Origin of the sequence: Streptomyces sp. Ncost-T10-10d (genome assembly GCF_900091955.1) — a bacterium.
Lineage (GTDB): Bacteria > Actinomycetota > Actinomycetes > Streptomycetales > Streptomycetaceae > Streptomyces.
The window spans coordinates 47,498-64,079 of sequence record NZ_FMDF01000138.1 but is presented as its reverse complement, the minus strand read 5'-3'; the positions used below and the strand labels follow the sequence as shown (position 1 = coordinate 64,079).

Here is a 16,582-nt window from a genome sequence, read left to right as displayed (position 1 = left end):
CGGTCGTGAACATGCGCATTGTCATCGCAGGTGGACATGGTCAGATCGCGCTGCGGCTGGAGCGGCTGCTCGCCGCGCGCGGGGACGAGGCCGTAGGCGTCATCCGGAATCCGGAACAGATCCAGGACCTCCGGGCGGCAGGCGCCGAGCCGGTCGTCCTGGACCTCGAATCGGCCTCCGTGGAGGAGGTGGCGGAGGTGCTGCGCGGCGCCGACGCGGCGGTCTTCGCGGCCGGCGCGGGCCCGAACAGCGGCTCGGAACGCAAGGAGACGGTGGATCGCGGCGCGGCGGTGCTGTTCGCGGACGCGGCGGAACGGGCAGGCGTACGGCGCTACGTAGTGGTCTCGTCGATGGGTGCCGACCCCGAGCACCCGGGCGACGAGGTCTTCGACGCCTACCTGCGGGCGAAGGGCGCCGCGGACGCGTACGTGCGCTCCAGGACCGCACTCGACTGGACGATCCTGCGCCCCGGAATGCTGACGAACGACGCGGGCACCGGGATGGTCCTCCTGACCGCCTCGACCGGCCGCGGACCGGTGCCGCGCGACGATGTGGCGGCAGCGCTGCTGGAGCTGCTGGAGACCCCTGCGACGGCGGGGCTGACCCTGGAACTCATCTCGGGCAACATGCCGGTGTCGGTCGCCGTGAAGGACGTGGCGGGGAACTGAGCCGTTGGTTCGGCTTTCCGACGACTGCACGCCCGGTCCGGGGCGGCGGCCCGCCGCCCCGGTTCAGCCGCCCGGCGCCGGGCGGACCGTGATGCCGTGACGCTCCAGCAGGGCGGCGGTGACACCGTCGCCCTCGCGGAGCTCGCCCGTGAACGTACCGTCATAGACCGTGCCACGCCCGCAGGAAGGGCTGCGCGCCATCAGCAGCGCTTCGGTGCACCCGGCCCTGCGCGCGGCCTCCAGCGCCCGCCGGGCGCCGTCCACGAACTCCTCCGTCACATCGTGCCCGGTGTCGTCGACGACGCGGGCGCGGCCGTCCAGCACGTCGTGGCCGTCGCCGCCGACGATCTCGGCGGGGCGGCGCGGGGTGGGCAGTCCGGCCGCGACCTCGGGACAGAAGGCGACGGGGCGGCGGTCTCCGACGGCCCCGGTCACTGCGGCGGAGGCCTTGCCGCGACCGTCGAAGCGGCAGGGCACGCCCTGCAGACAGGCGCTGACCAGCACAGGTTCCATGTTCACAAGCCTCTTCACGACCTCTCGCAGCAAAAACAAAGAAGGCCCCTGTCTTAGGACAGGGGCCTTACTATGTGGCGGCGCCAGGGTTCGAACCTGGGTAGGCTGAGCCGGCAGATTTACAGTCTGCTCCCTTTGGCCACTCGGGCACACCGCCGGGGATTGCTGCCGTGAGAACCGCTTTTCGGCGGTGCTCCGTGGCAACGACGTAAACGATACCCGATGCCCGGGGGTGCTACGCCACTGGATTGATCAGCGGCCCGATCGGGCGTGGGTGGCTAGGCTTTGATCGGCGGCGCGGGGCCGACAGGCCCGCAGCCGCCCGCATGCACCCCGTTTCCCAGCACCCCCGATACAAGGAGCCACACGTCATGGCCGACTCCAGTTTCGACATCGTCTCGAAGGTCGAGCGGCAGGAGGTCGACAACGCCCTCAACCAGGCCGCCAAGGAAATCTCGCAGCGTTACGACTTCAAGGGCACCGGCGCCTCGATCTCCTGGTCCGGCGAGAAGATCCTGATGGAGGCGAACGGCGAGGAGCGGGTCAAGGCGATCCTCGACATCTTCCAGTCCAAGCTGATCAAGCGCGGCATCTCGCTGAAGTCTCTGGACGCGGGCGAGCCGCAGCTGTCCGGCAAGGAGTACAAGATCTTCGCCACGATCGAGGAAGGCATCTCCCAGGAGAACGCCAAGAAGGTGGCGAAGATCATTCGCGATGAGGGCCCGAAGGGCGTCAAGGCGCAGGTCCAGGGCGATGAGCTGCGGGTCAGCTCGAAGAGCCGGGACGATCTGCAGGCCGTGCAGGCGCTGCTGAAGGGCCAGGACTTCGACTTCGCCGTGCAGTTCGTGAACTACCGGTAGGCCTCCGGCAGGCCGTGCGCCTTCCGGGCACGGGGTGGCGCGGAGCGGGATGCGCCGCCCCGCCCCGTACCCGGGACGCAATGTCCGAATACCGCCGGTCGCGGCGGAGCGGGGGACGCAGACTTGTCCATGCCGGACGACGATCCTGTCGATATCCGGCATGCCGGGCAAGGAGAGGGACGAGTCATGACCATGTACGCAACGGTCGACAGCCCGCTGGGTGAGCTGCTGCTGGTCGGCGAGAAGGCCACCGGCACGGACGGTGGAGTCGCGCTCGCCTCGCTCTCGCTGCCCGGCCAGAAGGGCGCCGCAGTCGTCCAGGACGGCTGGGTCCACGCGCCGGAGGCCTTCGCGGGGATCGCCGCACAGCTGCGGGAGTACTTCGAGGGGCGGCTGACCCGCTTCGACATCGTGTACGCGGACGGCCTGGGCACAGACTTCCAGCGCCGGGTCTGGGCGGCGCTGGACACTGTCCCGTACGGGGAGACCGTGTCGTACGGGCAGATCGCCGAACGGATCGGTACGCCGGGGGCGGGCGTGCGGGCGGTGGGTACGGCGATCGGGCGCAATCCCCTGCTGGTCGTGCGGCCGTGCCATCGGGTGATCGGCGCGGACGGGGCCTTGCGGGGGTACGCGGGTGGCCTGGAGCGCAAGGAACAGCTTCTGGGGCTGGAAGGCGCCCTGGCGGTGCGCTGACATGTCCGGGCTCTTTCCGAGGCCGCGGGCCGTCGTCGCGCCGGGGGCCGTGCATGTGCCCGAGTGGCTGCCGCCGGAGCGCCGAAGGAAGTTGGTGGCGGCCTGCCGGGAATGGGCGTGCGGGCCTGTGCCGCTGCGGCACACGGTGGTGCCGGGTGGCGGGGTGATGTCCGTACAGACGGTCTGCCTGGGGTGGCACTGGCAGCCGTACCGGTATTCACGCACGGCCGACGATGTGAACGGTGCGCGGGTCGCCGAATTCCCCGACTGGCTGGCGGAGTTGGGACGGGAGGCACTGGCAGAGGCGTACGGGGACGAGAGCGCGGCCCGGATGTACGCGCCGGACGCCGCCCTCATCAACTTCTACGACGGCGCGGCGCGGATGGGCATGCACCAGGACAAGGAGGAGCGGTCCGGCGCTCCGGTGGTCTCGCTCAGCATCGGAGACACCTGTGTCTTCCGCTTCGGGAACACGGAGAACCGCGGAAAGCCCTACACGGACGTGGAGTTGGCCTCCGGTGACCTGTTCGTCTTCGGCGGCCCTTCACGCTTCGCGTTCCACGGTGTACCGAAGGTCCGTCCGGGGACGGGCGATCCTGCGTCGGGGATGAGCCGTGGCCGGCTCAATCTGACCCTGCGCGAGACGGGGTTGGGCACCCCAGGCGCTGACGGGCGTCAGCGGCGTTCGCGGGAGTTCCCGAAGAGCAGCCGGTAGACGATCAGCAGGACCAGCGAACCGCCGATGGCCGCGACCCAAGTGGCCGTGTCGTAGAAGTCGTTGGAGATCGGTCGGTCGAGGAAGCGCGACGATATCCAGCCGCCGAGGAAGGCACCGATGATCCCTATGAGGGTGGTGCCGACCAGGCCGCCCGGGTCTCGGCCCGGGAGCAGGACCTTGGCGATGGCGCCGGCAAGCAGTCCGAGAATGATCCAGCCAATGATGCTCATGCGTGCGAACCTACCCGTCACTCGGTCTTGGAATCCAAGACGTTCCTGCCGGTCGGGCGGTTGCAGTGCGCGGTCCGCGAGTGCGCCACACCTGCCCGTCCATGGGTCATACGCGGGCGCTGAAATCCGGCCAGGGTGCCAGATCGGCCCCTTCGTCCTCGGACTCCTCGGAGTACCACGCGGTGCCGTCCAGCCAGCTGCGCAGCCGCTGTGCGAGGTCGGGCTGGTCCACGTACCAGGCGTGCTCCGGCTCGTCGGCGTTCGGCTCGAAGGACTCCTCCCCGTCCGGAGCCCGGTCGCCGATCAGTGGCTTCGGACCGTACTCCGGTCCGAAGCCGCCGTCGGCGATCCGGGTGTGCAGGGCGGTGAGCAGCGGCGGCAGGGCGAAGCCGAGGGCGGCCTCGGCACACGCGACGCCCTCGGCGGTCAGAGGCTCCGGGAGGGGGTACTTCTCCCAGCGCGGGGTGGTGCGTGCGGTCTTCTCCGCGGCTGCCGGCAACTGCTCGGTGTCGTTCATGGATTCATGGTGGACGCCGGCACTGACAGTCAGGCGAGCCCTCTCGGGTTCCGGGACCGATACTGGCTTTGAACAGCCCTGACAGGCGAAACTCGCGGAAGGCTAGTGATCATGAAGCTCGTACAGCTGATCCTGAACGTCTTGTGGGTGGTGTTCTGTGGGTTCTGGATGGCCCTTGGCTACCTGCTCGCTGCGATCATCTGCTTCGTCCTGATCGTGACGATCCCGTTCGGCATCGCCTCGCTGAGAATCGCCGGCTACGTGCTGTGGCCATTCGGGCGGACCACCGTGGAGCGGCCCGACGCGGGTGCGCCCTCGTGCGTCGGTAACGTGATCTGGCTCGTCTTCGCCGGGTGGTGGCTCGCGCTGGGGCACCTGATCACGAGCATCCCGCTGTTCGTATCGATCATCGGAATCCCTTTCGGCTGGGCAAACCTGAAGATGATCCCCATCTCGCTCATGCCGCTGGGCCGAGAGGTGGTCCCGACCGATGAAGCGTTCGGATCCCGCTAGGAACTGTCGTCGTCCCCTGGCAGGGGACGCGGTTCAATGGCGGCGTGGGGGACGACGATGAGTACGCGAGAACCAGCAACCGGCTGACGGGGTGCGGCTGCCTGGCCGGGCTGGCGATCACCGTGCTCGCCGTGCTCGGCATCCCTCTGTGGATTTTCTTCGGTCTGCTCTTCTCCGACTTCCACTAGGGGCGTCCGCACCGATCGTCCTCACGGACGACGACCTGCCATCTGCTCCAGGCGTGCGATGCGCTCCGCCATCGGCGGGTGTGTCGAGAACATCTTGGAGATGCCCTGGCCGGGGCGGAAGGGATTCGCGATCATCATGTGGCTCGCGGTCTCGATCCTCGGCTCGGGGGGCAGAGGGAGTTGTTTCGTACCGGCTTCGAGCTTCCGCAGGGCGCCGGCGAGGGCCAGTGGGTCGCCGGTCAGCTGGGCACCCGAGGCATCCGCCTCGTATTCGCGGGAGCGGCTTACGGCCAGTTGGATGACGGAGGCGGCCAGCGGGCCGAGGATCATGATCAGCAGCATGCCGAGGATGCCGGGGCCCTCGTCGTCCTCGGACCGGCCCACCGGGATCAGCCAGGCGAAGTTGACCAGGAACATGACGACGGAGGCGAGCGCTCCGGCGACGGACGAGATCAGGATGTCGCGGTTGTAGACATGGCTCAGCTCGTGGCCGAGGACTCCGCGCAGCTCTCGCTCGTCCAGAATCTGCAGGATGCCCTCGGTGCAACAGACCGCCGCATTGCGCGGATTGCGGCCGGTGGCGAAGGCGTTGGGGGCCTGTGTCGGGGAGATGTAGAGCCGGGGCATGGGCTGGCGGGCTGCTGTTGAGAGCTCGCGGACCATGCGGTAGAGCTGTGGCGCCTCGAATTCGCTGACGGGGCGGGCGCGCATGGCCCTGAGCGCCAGCTTGTCGCTGTTCCAGTACGCGTAGGCGTTGGTGCCGACGGCTACGAGAAGCGCGACGATCAGGCCCGTACGTCCGAAGAAGCTTCCGATGACGATGATGAGTGCGGACAGGCCCCCGAGGAGTACGGCGGTTCTCAGCCCGTTGTGCCGGCGGTGCACGGTACGCCCTCCAAATGGTGCGGCAGGGGAACCCTTTGCTTGGTGGTCTCCACTCCCCCAGTGGAGCCTCCCGTACTGGTCAACGCCAGGCGAGGAGAGCTAGTTCCCTTGTGCGCGTGGCCGTGGACACAGGGCCTGTCCGGCATGTGCGGCCGGATCAGGCCCTGGGCCGTACGGGTGGAGGGGTCGGCGTGTGCCGGTCGGCGCCGGGCCGCTCAGCGCTGGGCGGGGAGGCCGGCGAGTGCGAGGGCCTCGGGGTCCGGCTTGATCTCGCTGGTGCAGTGGGCACAGCGGGAGGCGATGGCCGGGATCTCGGTGTAGCAGCGGGGGCAGTCGCGCACGGCGGCCTTGATGTCGACCTTCTCGTCCGCCTTGGCGAAGCGGTTCTGCACCTTCGTCATGGGGACGACGACGCAGAAGTAGAGCACCGTCGCGGTGATCAGGAAGGCGATGGCGGCGGCGAGGAACTTCCCGTACGGGAAGATGGCGCCCTCGATCGAGAACTCCGCCGCGCTGAAGTCTCCGACGGAACCGGTTGCGAGGCCGATCAGCGGGGTGATGAAGGCGGTGCTGAATCCGGTGACGACTGCGGTGAACGCGGCTCCGACAGCCAGCCCGATGGCCATCGAGATGACGTTCCCGCGCAGGATGAAGTCCTTGAACCCGTTCAGCACTGCTCTTGCTCCTCTGGGACATGCGTACGTGTGTGGGGATGTGCGGGCATGACCTTGCCCTGTACGGGCCGTCCCGGGCAAACCGATCTTGCGTACGTCAGAAGAGATTGACGGCGGCGAACCTGAGGACCGTCTGCGGGGCACCGGAGAGTACGACGCCTGCGACGGCGGTGAGGGCGATCGCGGCGGTGAGGGAGGCCGGGGCGCGGTGCCTGGTGGGGGCGGGTGCGGCCTCGTCCGTCGCGGTCTCTTCCGGGGCACGGAAGAGCGCCGCGGTCCACTGCAGGTAGTAGTAGAGCGCGATCACGACATTGACGGCCATGACGACGGCGAGCCAGCCGAGTCCCGCGTCGACGGCCGCGGAGAAGACCGTGACCTTGGCGAAGAGGCCGATGATGCCGGGCGGCAGGCCGGCCAGGCAGAGCAGGAAGAAGGCCATCGCGAGGGCGGTCAGGGGGCGGGTGGCGTACAGGCCGCGGTAGTCGGAGATCCGGTTTCCGGGGTTCGTACGCGCGACGAGGGCCGCGACCGCGAATGCGCCGAGGTTCACGACGGCGTACATGAGGGCGTACGCGACGGTGGAGCCGATGTGCTCGTCGCTGGCGTACGCGGCGGCGGCGATCGGCACCAGGAGGTAGCCGGCCTGGGCGACGGACGACCAGGCGAGCAGGCGTACGGCGCTGCGGACGCGGGTGGCGTCCTGGCGCAGGGCGGCGACGTTCCCGGCCGTCATGGTGAGCGCGGCAAGGACGGCGAGGGCCGGTCCCCAGACGTCGGCGTACGCCGGGAACGCGATCACGGTGACGAGGATGAGGCCGGAGAAGCCGACCGCCTTGCCGACGACCGAAAGGTAGGCGGCGACCGGCAGGGGTGCGCCGACGTAGGTGTCGGGAACCCAGAAGTGGAACGGTGCGGCGGCCGTCTTGAAGGCGAAGCCGACCAGGGTGAGGACGACACCCGCCTTGGCGAGGGTGTCGAGCTGACCGGGTACGTCGTCGAGCCGGGCGGCGATCTCCGTGAGGTGCAGGGTGCCGGTGGTGGCGTACACGAAGCTGACGCCGAGCAGCATGACGGCGGTCGCGACGACGGAGGAGAGGAAGAACTTCAGCGCGGCCTCGGAGGAGCGCCGGTCGCCGCGCTTGATGCCGACGAGGGCGAAGGCGGGCAGCGAGGCGACTTCGAGGGCGACGACGAGGGTGGCGAGGTCGCGGGCGGCGGGCAGGAGTGCGGCGCCCGACGCGGAGGACAGCAGGAGGAACCAGAACTCGCCCGCGGGGAGCTTGCGTGTGTCGCCGAGGGAGAGCAGGGCGGTCAGCAGGGCACCGCCGAGTACGAGGGCCTGGATGACGAGGGCGAAGTGGTCGGCGGTGTAGCTGCAGGCCCCGGTGGTCCCGGTGCCGGTGGTTGCCGCGGTGAGGCAGAAGGTGGAGCGGTCGCCGTCGCGCAGCGGGACGAGGAGGGCGAGTGCGGCCACGAGTCCGGCGATGGTGACCCGGCCGAGGAGCGGCTTGCGCTCCTCGGGCAGGAAGAGGTCGGCGACCAGGACGATCAGGGCGACGGACGCGACGACGACCGGGGGCGCGATCGCGAGCCAGTCGACGGACTGGATGAGGCTGGTGGTGTTCTCGGCCGCTGTGGTGACGACGGCCGGGGTGACGACGGCTGTGGTCACGACTTGCCTCCTGCGAGGAGCTTCTGCACGGCCGGGTCGGTGAGGCCGAGGAGGACGGCGGGCCACAGGCCGGCGAGGACGGTGAGGGCGACGAGCGGGGTCCAGGCGGCGAATTCGTACGTCTGGACATCGGCCAGTCGCTGCGGCTCTTCCCGCTTCTCGCCCATGCAGACCCGGCGCACGACGATCAGCATGTACGCGGCGGTGAGCAGGGTGCCGAACGCGGCGATCGACATGAAGGTGAGGAAGGCGGGGCGGCTGAGGCCGTCGGCGGGGTCGAAGGAGCCGAACAGGGCGAGCATCTCGCCCCAGAACCCGGCGAGCCCGGGCAGGCCCAGGGAGGCGACGGCGGCGAAGGCGAGGAGGCCGCCGAGGCGGGGGGCGCGGCCGTAGAGCGCGGCCCCGGTGGCGCCGGAGAGGGTGTCGAGGTCGGCGGTGCCGTACCGGTCCTTGACCGCGCCGACCAGGAAGAACAGCAGGCCGGTGATGAGTCCGTGGGCGATGTTGGCGAAGAGCGCGCCGTTGACTCCGGTGGGGGTCATGCTCGCGATGCCGAGGAGTACGAAGCCCATGTGCCCGACGGAGGAGTACGCGATCAGGCGCTTGAGGTCGCCCTTGGAGCCCGGGCGGGCCAGCGCCAGGCAGGCGAGCGATCCGTAGACGATGCCGACGACCGCGAAGGCGGCGAGGTAGGGCGCGAAGGTGTGCATCCCGTCGGGGGCGATGGGAAGCAGGATGCGGATGAATCCGTACGTGCCCATCTTCAGCAGGACACCCGCGAGCAGGACCGAACCGACGGTCGGGGCGGCGGTGTGGGCGTCCGGGAGCCAGCTGTGCAGCGGCCACATCGGGGTCTTCACGGCGAGCCCGATGCCGATCGCCAGAACGGCGATGCCCTGCACGGACGAGGTGAGCCCACGGCCGTTGTCAGTGGCGAGTGCCACCATGTCGAAGGTGCCGCTCTTCAGTCCGATGAGGAGCAGGCCCAGCAGCATGACCACCGAGCCGAGCAGCGTGTAGAGGATGAACTTCCAGGCGGCGGCCTGCTTCTGTGCACCGCCCCAGCGGGCGATCAGGAAGTACATCGGGATGAGCACCATCTCGAACGCCAGGAAGAACAGCAGCAGATCGAGGACGGCGAAGGTCGCGAGGGTGCCGGACTCCAGGACGAGGACGAGTGCGACGAAGGCCTTCGGGGAGGGGCCCGCAGGCATCTTGAAGTAGCTGTAGAGCGCGCAGAGGAAGGTCAGCAGCGCGGTCATCACGACAAGGGGGAGCGAAATGCCGTCGATGCCGAGGTGGATGCGGACGTCGAGCGCCGGGATCCAGTTGATGTCGGTGGTGGCCTGCATCTTCGAGGGGTGGGCGTGGTCGAAGCCGACGGCCAGCACGATCGCGGCGATGAGGACCGCGCCGGTGACGGTCACGCCGTGGCGGAGCACGGCCTGGTCGGGGCTCTTTCCCTTCAGCCCGGGCGGGGCCGGCAACAGAGCGGCCACGGCGCCGACGATCGGGACGACGACGATGAACGCGAGAAGGAACTGCATCACGGATTCGCTGATATCGATCACGGCTCACGACCCGGCGTTGACGTTGGAAAAAACGACGGCGGCGATCGCCAGGACCAGGGAACCGGCGAGCAGTGCGCTGAGGTAGGTCTGCACGTTGCCGGTCTGGGCACGGCGGACGGCGGTGCCGAGCCAGCGCGCGCCGGTGCCGGAGCCCCGTACGTAGGTGTCGACGACCTCGCGGTCCAGGAAGCGGACGAGGCTCGCCGCGGCCTGGACGGGGCGGACGAACAGGGCCGTGTACAGGGCGTCCAGGTGGAAGCCCGTGGCGGCGTGGCGGTGGAGCGGGCCGAGCAGGAGGCGGCCCGGGTCGGCCGGGTCGGGGGTGCCCGGGGTGTCGCCGTAGCCGGCGGTGTGGTGGGTCATGGCCTCGGCCTCGACGAGAGCGGGTTCGGCGTCGGGGTGGGCGACGACGGTGCCGACGGGGGTGCGGGCGGCGAGTGCCGATGTGTGGCGCCAGGCGCCGTAGGTGACGAGGCCGCCGACGAGGCCGACGCCCGTAGAGAGGACGGCGGTGGTCAGGGACGGGGTGAGGCTGTGGCCGTCGAACCAGTCGGTGATCGCGCCGACGGTCAGTCCGAAGGCGATGGTGGGGACGGCGAGCACCCAGAGGACGGCGGTCATCGCGACGGGCTGCCTGCCGTGGTCGGGGACCTCGGCGCCGCGGCCCCGGAAGGCGAGGAGCCACAGACGGGTGGCGTACGCGGCAGTGAGGACGGCGGCGAGCAGCCCGGCGACGAGGACGGTCCAGCCGGCGGCGGCCGGGGCGACGTGCCGTTCCCCGAGTGCGGTGTGTTCGGCGGCGACGAGGACGGCTTCCTTGGAGAAGAAGCCGGCGAACGGCGGGATGGCGGCGAGCGCGAGGAGGGCGACGGTCATCGTCCAGTAGGCGTCCGGGATGCGCTTCGTCAGGCCGCCCATTCGGGACATGGCGGCCAGCGAGTTGGTCCCGGCGGCGTGGATGACGACGCCCGCCGCGAGGAAGAGGACGGCCTTGAACGCACCGTGGGAGAGGAGGTGGAAGACGGCGGCACCTCGGTCGCCGACGGCCAGGGCGCCGGCCATGTAGCCGAGCTGGCCGATCGTCGAGTAGGCGAGGACGCGCTTGATGTCGTCCTGGGCGAGGGCGGCGAGTCCCGAGCCGATCATCGTGATCGCCGCCATCACGGCGAGGACGACGAGGGCCGCGCCGGACTGGGCGAAGACGGGGAGGAGCCGGGCCACGAAGTAGATACCGGCGGCGACCATCGTCGCGGCGTGGATCAGCGCGGAGACGGGGGTGGGGCCGGCCATCGCGTCGGGCAGCCAGGTGTGCAGGGGGAACTGCGCGGACTTGCCCGCGACGCCCGCGAGGAGCAGCAGGGCGACGACGGTGGGGTGGTCCAGGCCGCCGTTCGCGACGGCGCCCAGGATGCCGGTGATGCGGAACGTGCCGGTGTCGGCGGCGAGCGCGAACAGACCGATCAGGAAGGGGACGTCGCCGAGCTTGGTCACCAGGAAGGCCTTGAGGGAGGCGGCGCGGGCTTCGGGCGTCTCCCAGTAGTGGCCGACGAGGAAGTAGGAGCAGATGCCCATGATCTCCCAGCCGACCAGGAGCACCATCAGGTCACCGGAGTAGACGACGAGCAGCATCGCGGCGGTGAAGAGGGAGACGAGAGCCGCGTACGAGGGGTATCGGGGGTCGTCGCGCAGATAGGCGGTCGAGTAGATCTGCACACAGGTCGCGACGAGCCCGACCAGGACGGCGACGAGGACCGCGAAGCCGTCGAGGTGCAGGGCGAGGTCGATCGGGACCGAGCCGGTGGGGGTGAGCCGGGTCGCGGCGTCGATGGCCCGGCCGCCGCCCTGGTCCGAGGCGACGACGACGGCGAGCACGAAGGCGGCGAGGGTGGGCAGTACGGCGAGGGGGCGTACGTATCCGGGGGCGTTGCGTCCGAGAAGGAGACCGGCCGCGGCGCCCAGGAACGGAAGGAGGGGGACGAGGACGGCGAGGGTCGTGGTCGTCACGTGGTGGCCTCTGCCTTCTTTGCCTTCCCTGCCGGAGCAGTGGCCTGGTCTTCGGTGCCGCGGTTCTCGTCGGCCTCATCGACGGGGAGGGTTTCGGCGGCGTCGGTCTCGGCGGTGTCGCGGAGGCGGTCGATGTCCGAGCTGCCTCGGTTGCGGTGGACGGCGAGGACGATCGCCAGGCCGATGCCGATCTCCGCCGCCGCGATGGCGATGGTGAAGAGGGTGAGGGCCTGGCCGGAGTGCAGGGTGTCGCGGAGCCAGACGTCGAAGGCGACCAGGTTGAGGTTGACGGCGTTGAGCATCAGCTCGACGGACATCAGGACCAGGATCGCGTTGCGGCGGGCGAGCACTCCGTACAGCCCGGTGCAGAAGAGGAGGGCGGCGAGCACGGCGGGATAGGCGAGGTGCATCAGCTCTGCTCCTTACTGCGCTTGCGGGACAGGACGATCGCACCGACGAGGGCGGCGAGCAGCAGGACGGAGAGTGCTTCGAACGGCAGCACCCAGTGCCGGAAGAGGAAGGCGCCGGTCACCTCGGTGGAGCCCTGGGCCGGTCCGTCCAGGTCGATCCAGGTGGTGCGGAAGGCGTCGACCACGACCCAGACGAGCACGCCTGCGGCGGCGACCGCCACGCCGAGGGCAGCCCAGCGGTTGCCCGAGTCGGCGTCCGGGGAGCGGCCGATGGGTGCCTTGGTGAGCATCAGCCCGAAGAGAAGGAGGACGACCACGGAACCGACGTAGATCAGTACCTGCACCCAGGCGATGAACTCCGCGGTGAGCAGGAGGTACTCGACGGCGAGGCCGCCGAGCGCCACGACCAGCCAGAGGGCGGCATGCACCAGTTGCCTGGTCGTGACCGTGACGAGGGCTGCGCCGAAGGTGGCGATGCCGACGAGGACGAAAGCGATCTCGATGCCGGTCGGGGAGAGGAAGCCTGAGTGGGCGGAGTGGGCCGCGGCGGCTGCGAGTGTCACTCCTCCCCCTCTTCTCTGCTCTGAACCTGCTGGGTCTCTTGGGCCTGCTGGGCCTGCTGGGCTTCCTGCGCCTCCTTGGCGCGCTGGGCTTCGAGTTTCTCCGCCGTCTTTCGGGCGGCGGCGATCTCCTTCGGCTCCTCGGCGCCGGGGTCGAGCGCGGGCGGCTCCGGCACCGTCCACATCCATTCGCGGAGCTTGTCGCGCTCATGAGTGAGTTCGAGGATGTCCGTCTCCGCGTACTCGAACTCCGGCGACCAGAACAGTGCGTCGAAGGGACACACCTCGATACAGATACCGCAGTACATGCAGAGCGAGAAGTCGATCGCGAAGCGGTCGAGGACGTTGCGGCTGCGCTCGCGCCCGCCCGGGGCGGCGGCAGGCACCGTCTCCTTGTGGGAGTCGATGTAGATGCACCAGTCCGGGCACTCACGGGCGCAGAGCATGCAGACCGTGCAGTTCTCCTCGAACAGTGCGATGACACCGCGGGAGCGGGGCGGGAGCTCGGGCTGGACGTCCGGGTACTGCGCGGTGACCGTCTTCCTCGTCATCGTCCGCAGGGTGACGGCCAGGCCCTTGGCCAGGCCTGTGCCGGGGATGCGGGGCCGCGAGGGCGGGAGCGATGCAGCCATCAGTTGATCGCCACCTTCACGATGCCGGTGAGCGCGATCTGCGCGAGAGCGAGCGGGATGAGGGTGGTCCAGGCGAGCTTCTGCAGCTGGTCCTCCCGGAGCCGGGGGTAGCTCACGCGCAGCCAGATGACGACGAAGGCGAGGACCGCGACCTTGAGGAGCGTCCAGACCCAGCCGAGTCCGTCGGCGCCGAACGGGCCGTGCCAGCCGCCGAGGAAGAGGACGGTGGTCAGTCCGCACAGGACGACGATGCCCGCGTACTCGGCGAGCAGGAACAGTGCGAAACGGAGGCCGGTGTACTCGGTGTACGCGCCGAAGATGATCTCCGAGTCGGCGACCGGCATGTCGAACGGCGGGCGCTGCAGCTCGGCGAGTCCGGCCACGAAGAAGACCAGGGCGCCGACGATCTGCCAGGGCAGCCACCACCACTCGAAGGCGTTGAGGATGCCCGGGAGGGAGACGGTGCCTGCCGCCATCGCGACGGACGCGGCGGCGAGCAGCATCGGCAGTTCGTACGCGAGCAGCTGGGCGGCCGTGCGCAGACCCCCGAGGAGGGAGAACTTGTTGGCCGAGGCCCAGCCCGCCATCAACGAGCCGAGCACTCCGACGCCCATCACGGCGAGCACGAAGAAGATGCCCGCGTCGACGATCTGTCCGACCGCGCCCTCGCTGGGGCCGATCGGGATGGCGACGAGCACGAGGAGGTACGGGAGCAGCGCGACGGCCGGCGCGAGCTGGAAGATACGGCGGTCGGCCTCGGCCGGGACGATGTCTTCCTTCTGCGCGAACTTCACGCCGTCCGCGACGAGCTGGGCCCAGCCGTGGAAGCCGCCCGCGTACATGGGTCCGAGGCGGCCCTGCATATGGGCCATCACCTTGTGCTCGGTCTGCCCCACGACGAGGGGGAGGACCATGAACACGGCGAAGACGATGACGAGCCGGAGGGCGGCGTCCAGTGCGTCGTTCACGCGGTATCGCCTCCGGCGGGACGGTCGGGGGCCGGCTCGGGTGTGGGGTCCTGGGCCGGGAGCTCGGGCTGGTCGGGGGTGTCCGTGGTGGTGTCGGGGGTGGGCGTGGTCGCGGGGACGGGGGTGTCGCTGCGCGGGGCCTCTCCCCGGGCCGCCCCCTCCCCGACCGGGGGCTCCGTCCCCGGGCCCTCGGTGGTGCCGAAGGCCGGGCGGGCGTGGTGCCAGGGAGCGTCGCTGCTTCTGGGGTTCGACTCTGCCGTCCCCGTCGCCGACGTGTTCGGTCCTGCCTGTTCCTGTGCCCCGGCCCCGGCCGTCCCCGGCTTCGCCGCCTCGCGCTGCTGGCTGGCCGAGCCCTGGGACGCGCTGCGGGTACGGCGCGGGGTTGCGGGAGGTGCGGGCTCGGTGGCCGCAGCTGCCGTCTTCGGCTGCTGGCCGGCCGAGCCCTCGCTCACGCTGCGGGCACGGCGTACCGGGCGGTCGCCCGCCGCACGCGGGGTGCGGGCCGGGCGGGACGGGGCGGGCGGGAGCTGGCCCTTGAGCGGGCCCCATTCGTTCGGGTCGGGGACGCCGGGCGGCAGCATCGTGCGCCGCTTCGGGCCGCCGTGCTCCGACTCGCCCGGCTCCTTCGCGCCCGGCCAGGCCTTCGCGACGCGTGCCGCCAGCACGAAGTCCTTGCGCAGCGGGTGGCCCTCGAAGCCTTCGGGCAGCAGCAGCGGCACCAGGTGCGGGTGGCCCTCGAAACCGATGCCGAACATCTCGTGTGTCTCGCGCTCGTGCCAGGCGGCGCCCGCGTAGATGTCGATGGCGGTGGGAAGGACCGCCGCCTCGTGCGGAACGGTCGTACGGATCAGGAGCCGACGGACCTTGCCCTCGGCCAGGGAGGCGACATGGGCACAGACCCGGAAGCCGGTGCCCGGTTCGTCGACAGCGCTCAGCCAGTCGAAATAGGTGCACCCCAGCCGGTCGCGGGCCGTTTCGAGAGCGGCGGTCCAGGAGGAGGCCGGTACGTCGACGGTCAGCAGGTCGTAGGCGTACTCGGCCGTCGCGTCCTCGCCGAAGAGCTCGGCGGCGGCGTCCGGAAGCCGGTCGTAGCTTTCCCGGCCCTGGCTGTCGGTGCCGGTCACTTCTGCCCCTCCCCCGGTGTCGGCGGGGCGGCGACCAGGCCGCTGCGCAGTGCGGCGGTGGAGGGACGGCTGCCGCCGCCCGTCGCGTACCGCTCACCCAGCGACTCGCGGGCGATCTTCTCCTGCAGCTTGAGGATGCCCTGGAGGAGCGCCTCGGGCCGGGGCGGGCAGCCGGGGACATAGACATCGACCGGAATGATCTGGTCGACGCCCTTCGTCACGGAGTACGAGTCCCAGTACGGGCCGCCGCAGTTGGAGCAGGCGCCGAAGGAGATGACGTACTTGGGCTCGGGCATCTGCTCGTACAGCCGCTTCACGGCCGGAGCCATCTTGTCCGTCACCGTACCGGAAACGATCATGAGGTCGGCCTGCCGCGGGCCGGGGGCGAACGGGATCACGCCGAGCCGGATGAAGTCGTGCCGGGCCATGGAGGCGGCGATGAATTCGATCGCGCAGCAGGCGAGTCCGAAGTTGAAGACCCAGAGGCTGTAGCGGCGGCCCCAGTTCAGGATCACCTTCATCGGCTCGGGAGCCAGGCGCGACAGGACACCGAGCCGCTTGGGCTCCGGCAGGAACGTCGGAACGGGCTGCGGTTCGGACCCCGGGCCGGGCTGCGGTCCGGACTCCGCCCCGGGCGTCGGCTCCGGTCCCGATTGCGCTGCGGGCCGATGCTCGGGGGGCGGCGGGCTCGTCACGTCCATTCGAGGACGCCCTTCTTCCATGCGTAGAGCAGTCCTACGGCCAGGAAACCGAGGAAGATGAACATTTCCGCCAGAGTCGTCGCCCCATATCCCGGTGCGGCGAATACGGTCGCCCACGGAAACAGGAAGATCGAGTCGACGGCGAAGATCACGTACAGGAAGGCATACACGTAATAACGGACCTGGGTATGTGCCCATCCTTCACCCACCGGGTCCACGCCGCACTCGTACGTCAGGAGCTTTTCCGGCGTGGGAACCACGGGTCGCAGCAGTCGGCCGGCGCCGAAGGCGACGGCGACGAACAGCACGCCGATCACAGCGAGCAGTCCGACCACTGAATAGCTGTGGAAGTAGTCCGACGCGAGAACGGTCGATTCCGGCAGGTCCGCCACGTCCGTCCCTCGCTCCCTCAAACCTGTTCGACGATCTGTACGCACGGGAGTCTAGGCCCTGTTAAAGAGAGGGTAAGCAGTCGCAT

At 69.9% G+C, this 16,582-nt stretch carries 21 protein-coding genes and 1 tRNA gene; 6 read left to right on the top strand and 16 right to left on the bottom strand.

Annotated elements, in window-relative coordinates; translation table 11 throughout:
* Nucleotides 1-11 precede the first annotated feature (11 nt).
* Entirely contained in the window at nt 12-668 is a 657-nt protein-coding gene (locus GA0115254_RS23205) for an SDR family oxidoreductase (RefSeq protein ID WP_093897286.1), read from the top strand.
* A gap of 63 nt (nt 669-731) precedes the next feature.
* Here the strand turns inward: GA0115254_RS23205 and GA0115254_RS23200 are convergent, their stop codons facing one another.
* On the bottom strand, nt 732-1,181 hold the full coding sequence (locus GA0115254_RS23200; RefSeq protein ID WP_093897285.1) for a 2-thiouracil desulfurase family protein: 450 nt from the start codon (nt 1,179-1,181) through the stop codon (nt 732-734).
* 75 nt (nt 1,182-1,256) lie between these two features.
* Nucleotides 1,257-1,338, bottom strand: a tRNA-Tyr gene (locus GA0115254_RS23195).
* 214 nt (nt 1,339-1,552) lie between these two features.
* Between GA0115254_RS23195 and GA0115254_RS23190 the strand changes: the two genes are divergently transcribed.
* From GA0115254_RS23190 to GA0115254_RS23180, 3 genes are all read left to right on the top strand, one after another.
* Nucleotides 1,553-2,041, top strand: coding sequence for a YajQ family cyclic di-GMP-binding protein (locus tag GA0115254_RS23190; protein ID WP_030926258.1), 489 nt, complete (start codon nt 1,553-1,555; stop codon nt 2,039-2,041).
* Between the two features lie 186 nt (nt 2,042-2,227).
* Nucleotides 2,228-2,737: a methylated-DNA--[protein]-cysteine S-methyltransferase gene (locus tag GA0115254_RS23185; protein WP_093897218.1), complete on the top strand. Its 510-nt coding sequence runs from the start codon at nt 2,228-2,230 to the stop codon at nt 2,735-2,737.
* A gap of 1 nt (nt 2,738) precedes the next feature.
* The gene (locus tag GA0115254_RS23180) at nt 2,739-3,452 is read left to right on the top strand and encodes an alpha-ketoglutarate-dependent dioxygenase AlkB family protein (protein WP_093897217.1); all 714 of its coding nucleotides are present in this window, start codon (nt 2,739-2,741) and stop codon (nt 3,450-3,452) included.
* On the opposite strand, the gene GA0115254_RS23175 is transcribed toward GA0115254_RS23180, so the two are convergent.
* Both GA0115254_RS23175 and GA0115254_RS23170 read right to left on the bottom strand, forming a co-directional pair.
* On the bottom strand, nt 3,413-3,685 hold the full coding sequence (locus GA0115254_RS23175) for a GlsB/YeaQ/YmgE family stress response membrane protein (protein ID WP_093897216.1): 273 nt from the start codon (nt 3,683-3,685) through the stop codon (nt 3,413-3,415). The two genes, GA0115254_RS23180 and GA0115254_RS23175, sit on opposite strands and share 40 nt — an antisense overlap.
* A 106-nt stretch (nt 3,686-3,791) precedes the next feature.
* Entirely contained in the window at nt 3,792-4,202 is a 411-nt protein-coding gene (locus GA0115254_RS23170; RefSeq protein WP_093897215.1) for a hypothetical protein, read from the bottom strand.
* Between the two features lie 111 nt (nt 4,203-4,313).
* On the opposite strand from GA0115254_RS23170, the gene GA0115254_RS23165 reads away from it, so the two are divergent.
* Together GA0115254_RS23165 and GA0115254_RS44665 are read left to right on the top strand one after the other, a co-directional pair.
* Entirely contained in the window at nt 4,314-4,715 is a 402-nt protein-coding gene (locus GA0115254_RS23165) for a YccF domain-containing protein (protein ID WP_093897284.1), read from the top strand.
* Between the two features lie 44 nt (nt 4,716-4,759).
* Nucleotides 4,760-4,903, top strand: coding sequence for a hypothetical protein (locus GA0115254_RS44665; protein WP_176740259.1), 144 nt, complete (start codon nt 4,760-4,762; stop codon nt 4,901-4,903).
* A gap of 21 nt (nt 4,904-4,924) precedes the next feature.
* Here the strand turns inward: GA0115254_RS44665 and htpX are convergent, their stop codons facing one another.
* The 12 genes from htpX to GA0115254_RS23105 form a co-directional block, all read right to left on the bottom strand.
* Nucleotides 4,925-5,788, bottom strand: a complete 864-nt coding sequence (htpX, locus tag GA0115254_RS23160; protein WP_093897214.1) for a zinc metalloprotease HtpX — start codon at nt 5,786-5,788, stop codon at nt 4,925-4,927.
* A 215-nt stretch (nt 5,789-6,003) separates the two neighbouring features.
* Nucleotides 6,004-6,462 (bottom strand): large conductance mechanosensitive channel protein MscL, encoded by a 459-nt coding sequence (mscL, locus tag GA0115254_RS23155; protein WP_093897213.1) that lies wholly within the window; start codon nt 6,460-6,462, stop codon nt 6,004-6,006.
* Between the two features lie 97 nt (nt 6,463-6,559).
* On the bottom strand, nt 6,560-8,134 hold the full coding sequence (locus GA0115254_RS23150; RefSeq protein WP_093897212.1) for an NADH-quinone oxidoreductase subunit N: 1,575 nt from the start codon (nt 8,132-8,134) through the stop codon (nt 6,560-6,562).
* Nucleotides 8,131-9,681 carry a complex I subunit 4 family protein gene (locus GA0115254_RS23145; RefSeq protein ID WP_093897283.1) on the bottom strand — a complete coding sequence of 517 codons (1,551 nt, stop codon included), beginning with the start codon at nt 9,679-9,681 and terminating at the stop codon, nt 8,131-8,133. Before GA0115254_RS23145 ends, GA0115254_RS23150 begins: the two co-directional genes overlap by 4 nt.
* Before the next feature lie 27 nt (nt 9,682-9,708).
* Nucleotides 9,709-11,709 carry an NADH-quinone oxidoreductase subunit 5 family protein gene (locus GA0115254_RS23140; protein WP_093897211.1) on the bottom strand — a complete coding sequence of 667 codons (2,001 nt, stop codon included), beginning with the start codon at nt 11,707-11,709 and terminating at the stop codon, nt 9,709-9,711.
* Nucleotides 11,706-12,119 (bottom strand): NADH-quinone oxidoreductase subunit NuoK, encoded by a 414-nt coding sequence (nuoK, locus tag GA0115254_RS23135; protein ID WP_093897210.1) that lies wholly within the window; start codon nt 12,117-12,119, stop codon nt 11,706-11,708. Before nuoK ends, GA0115254_RS23140 begins: the two co-directional genes overlap by 4 nt.
* Complete coding sequence (locus GA0115254_RS23130; protein WP_093897209.1) at nt 12,119-12,682, bottom strand: NADH-quinone oxidoreductase subunit J family protein; 564 nt, start codon at nt 12,680-12,682, stop codon at nt 12,119-12,121. The genes nuoK and GA0115254_RS23130 overlap by 1 nt, the downstream gene beginning before the upstream one ends.
* A complete protein-coding gene (locus GA0115254_RS23125) occupies nt 12,679-13,311 on the bottom strand; it encodes a NuoI/complex I 23 kDa subunit family protein (RefSeq protein ID WP_093897208.1) in 633 nt (210 codons plus the stop codon). Before GA0115254_RS23125 ends, GA0115254_RS23130 begins: the two co-directional genes overlap by 4 nt.
* Nucleotides 13,311-14,279, bottom strand: coding sequence for a complex I subunit 1/NuoH family protein (locus tag GA0115254_RS23120; protein WP_093897207.1), 969 nt, complete (start codon nt 14,277-14,279; stop codon nt 13,311-13,313). The genes GA0115254_RS23125 and GA0115254_RS23120 overlap by 1 nt, the downstream gene beginning before the upstream one ends.
* A complete protein-coding gene (locus GA0115254_RS23115; protein ID WP_093897206.1) occupies nt 14,276-15,403 on the bottom strand; it encodes an NADH-quinone oxidoreductase subunit C in 1,128 nt (375 codons plus the stop codon). Before GA0115254_RS23115 ends, GA0115254_RS23120 begins: the two co-directional genes overlap by 4 nt.
* The gene (gene nuoB / locus GA0115254_RS23110) at nt 15,400-16,104 is read right to left on the bottom strand and encodes an NADH-quinone oxidoreductase subunit NuoB (protein ID WP_176740258.1); all 705 of its coding nucleotides are present in this window, start codon (nt 16,102-16,104) and stop codon (nt 15,400-15,402) included. The genes GA0115254_RS23115 and nuoB overlap by 4 nt, the downstream gene beginning before the upstream one ends.
* Entirely contained in the window at nt 16,095-16,496 is a 402-nt protein-coding gene (locus tag GA0115254_RS23105; RefSeq protein WP_093897205.1) for an NADH-quinone oxidoreductase subunit A, read from the bottom strand. The genes nuoB and GA0115254_RS23105 overlap by 10 nt, the downstream gene beginning before the upstream one ends.
* Between the last annotated feature and the right edge of the window lie 86 nt (nt 16,497-16,582).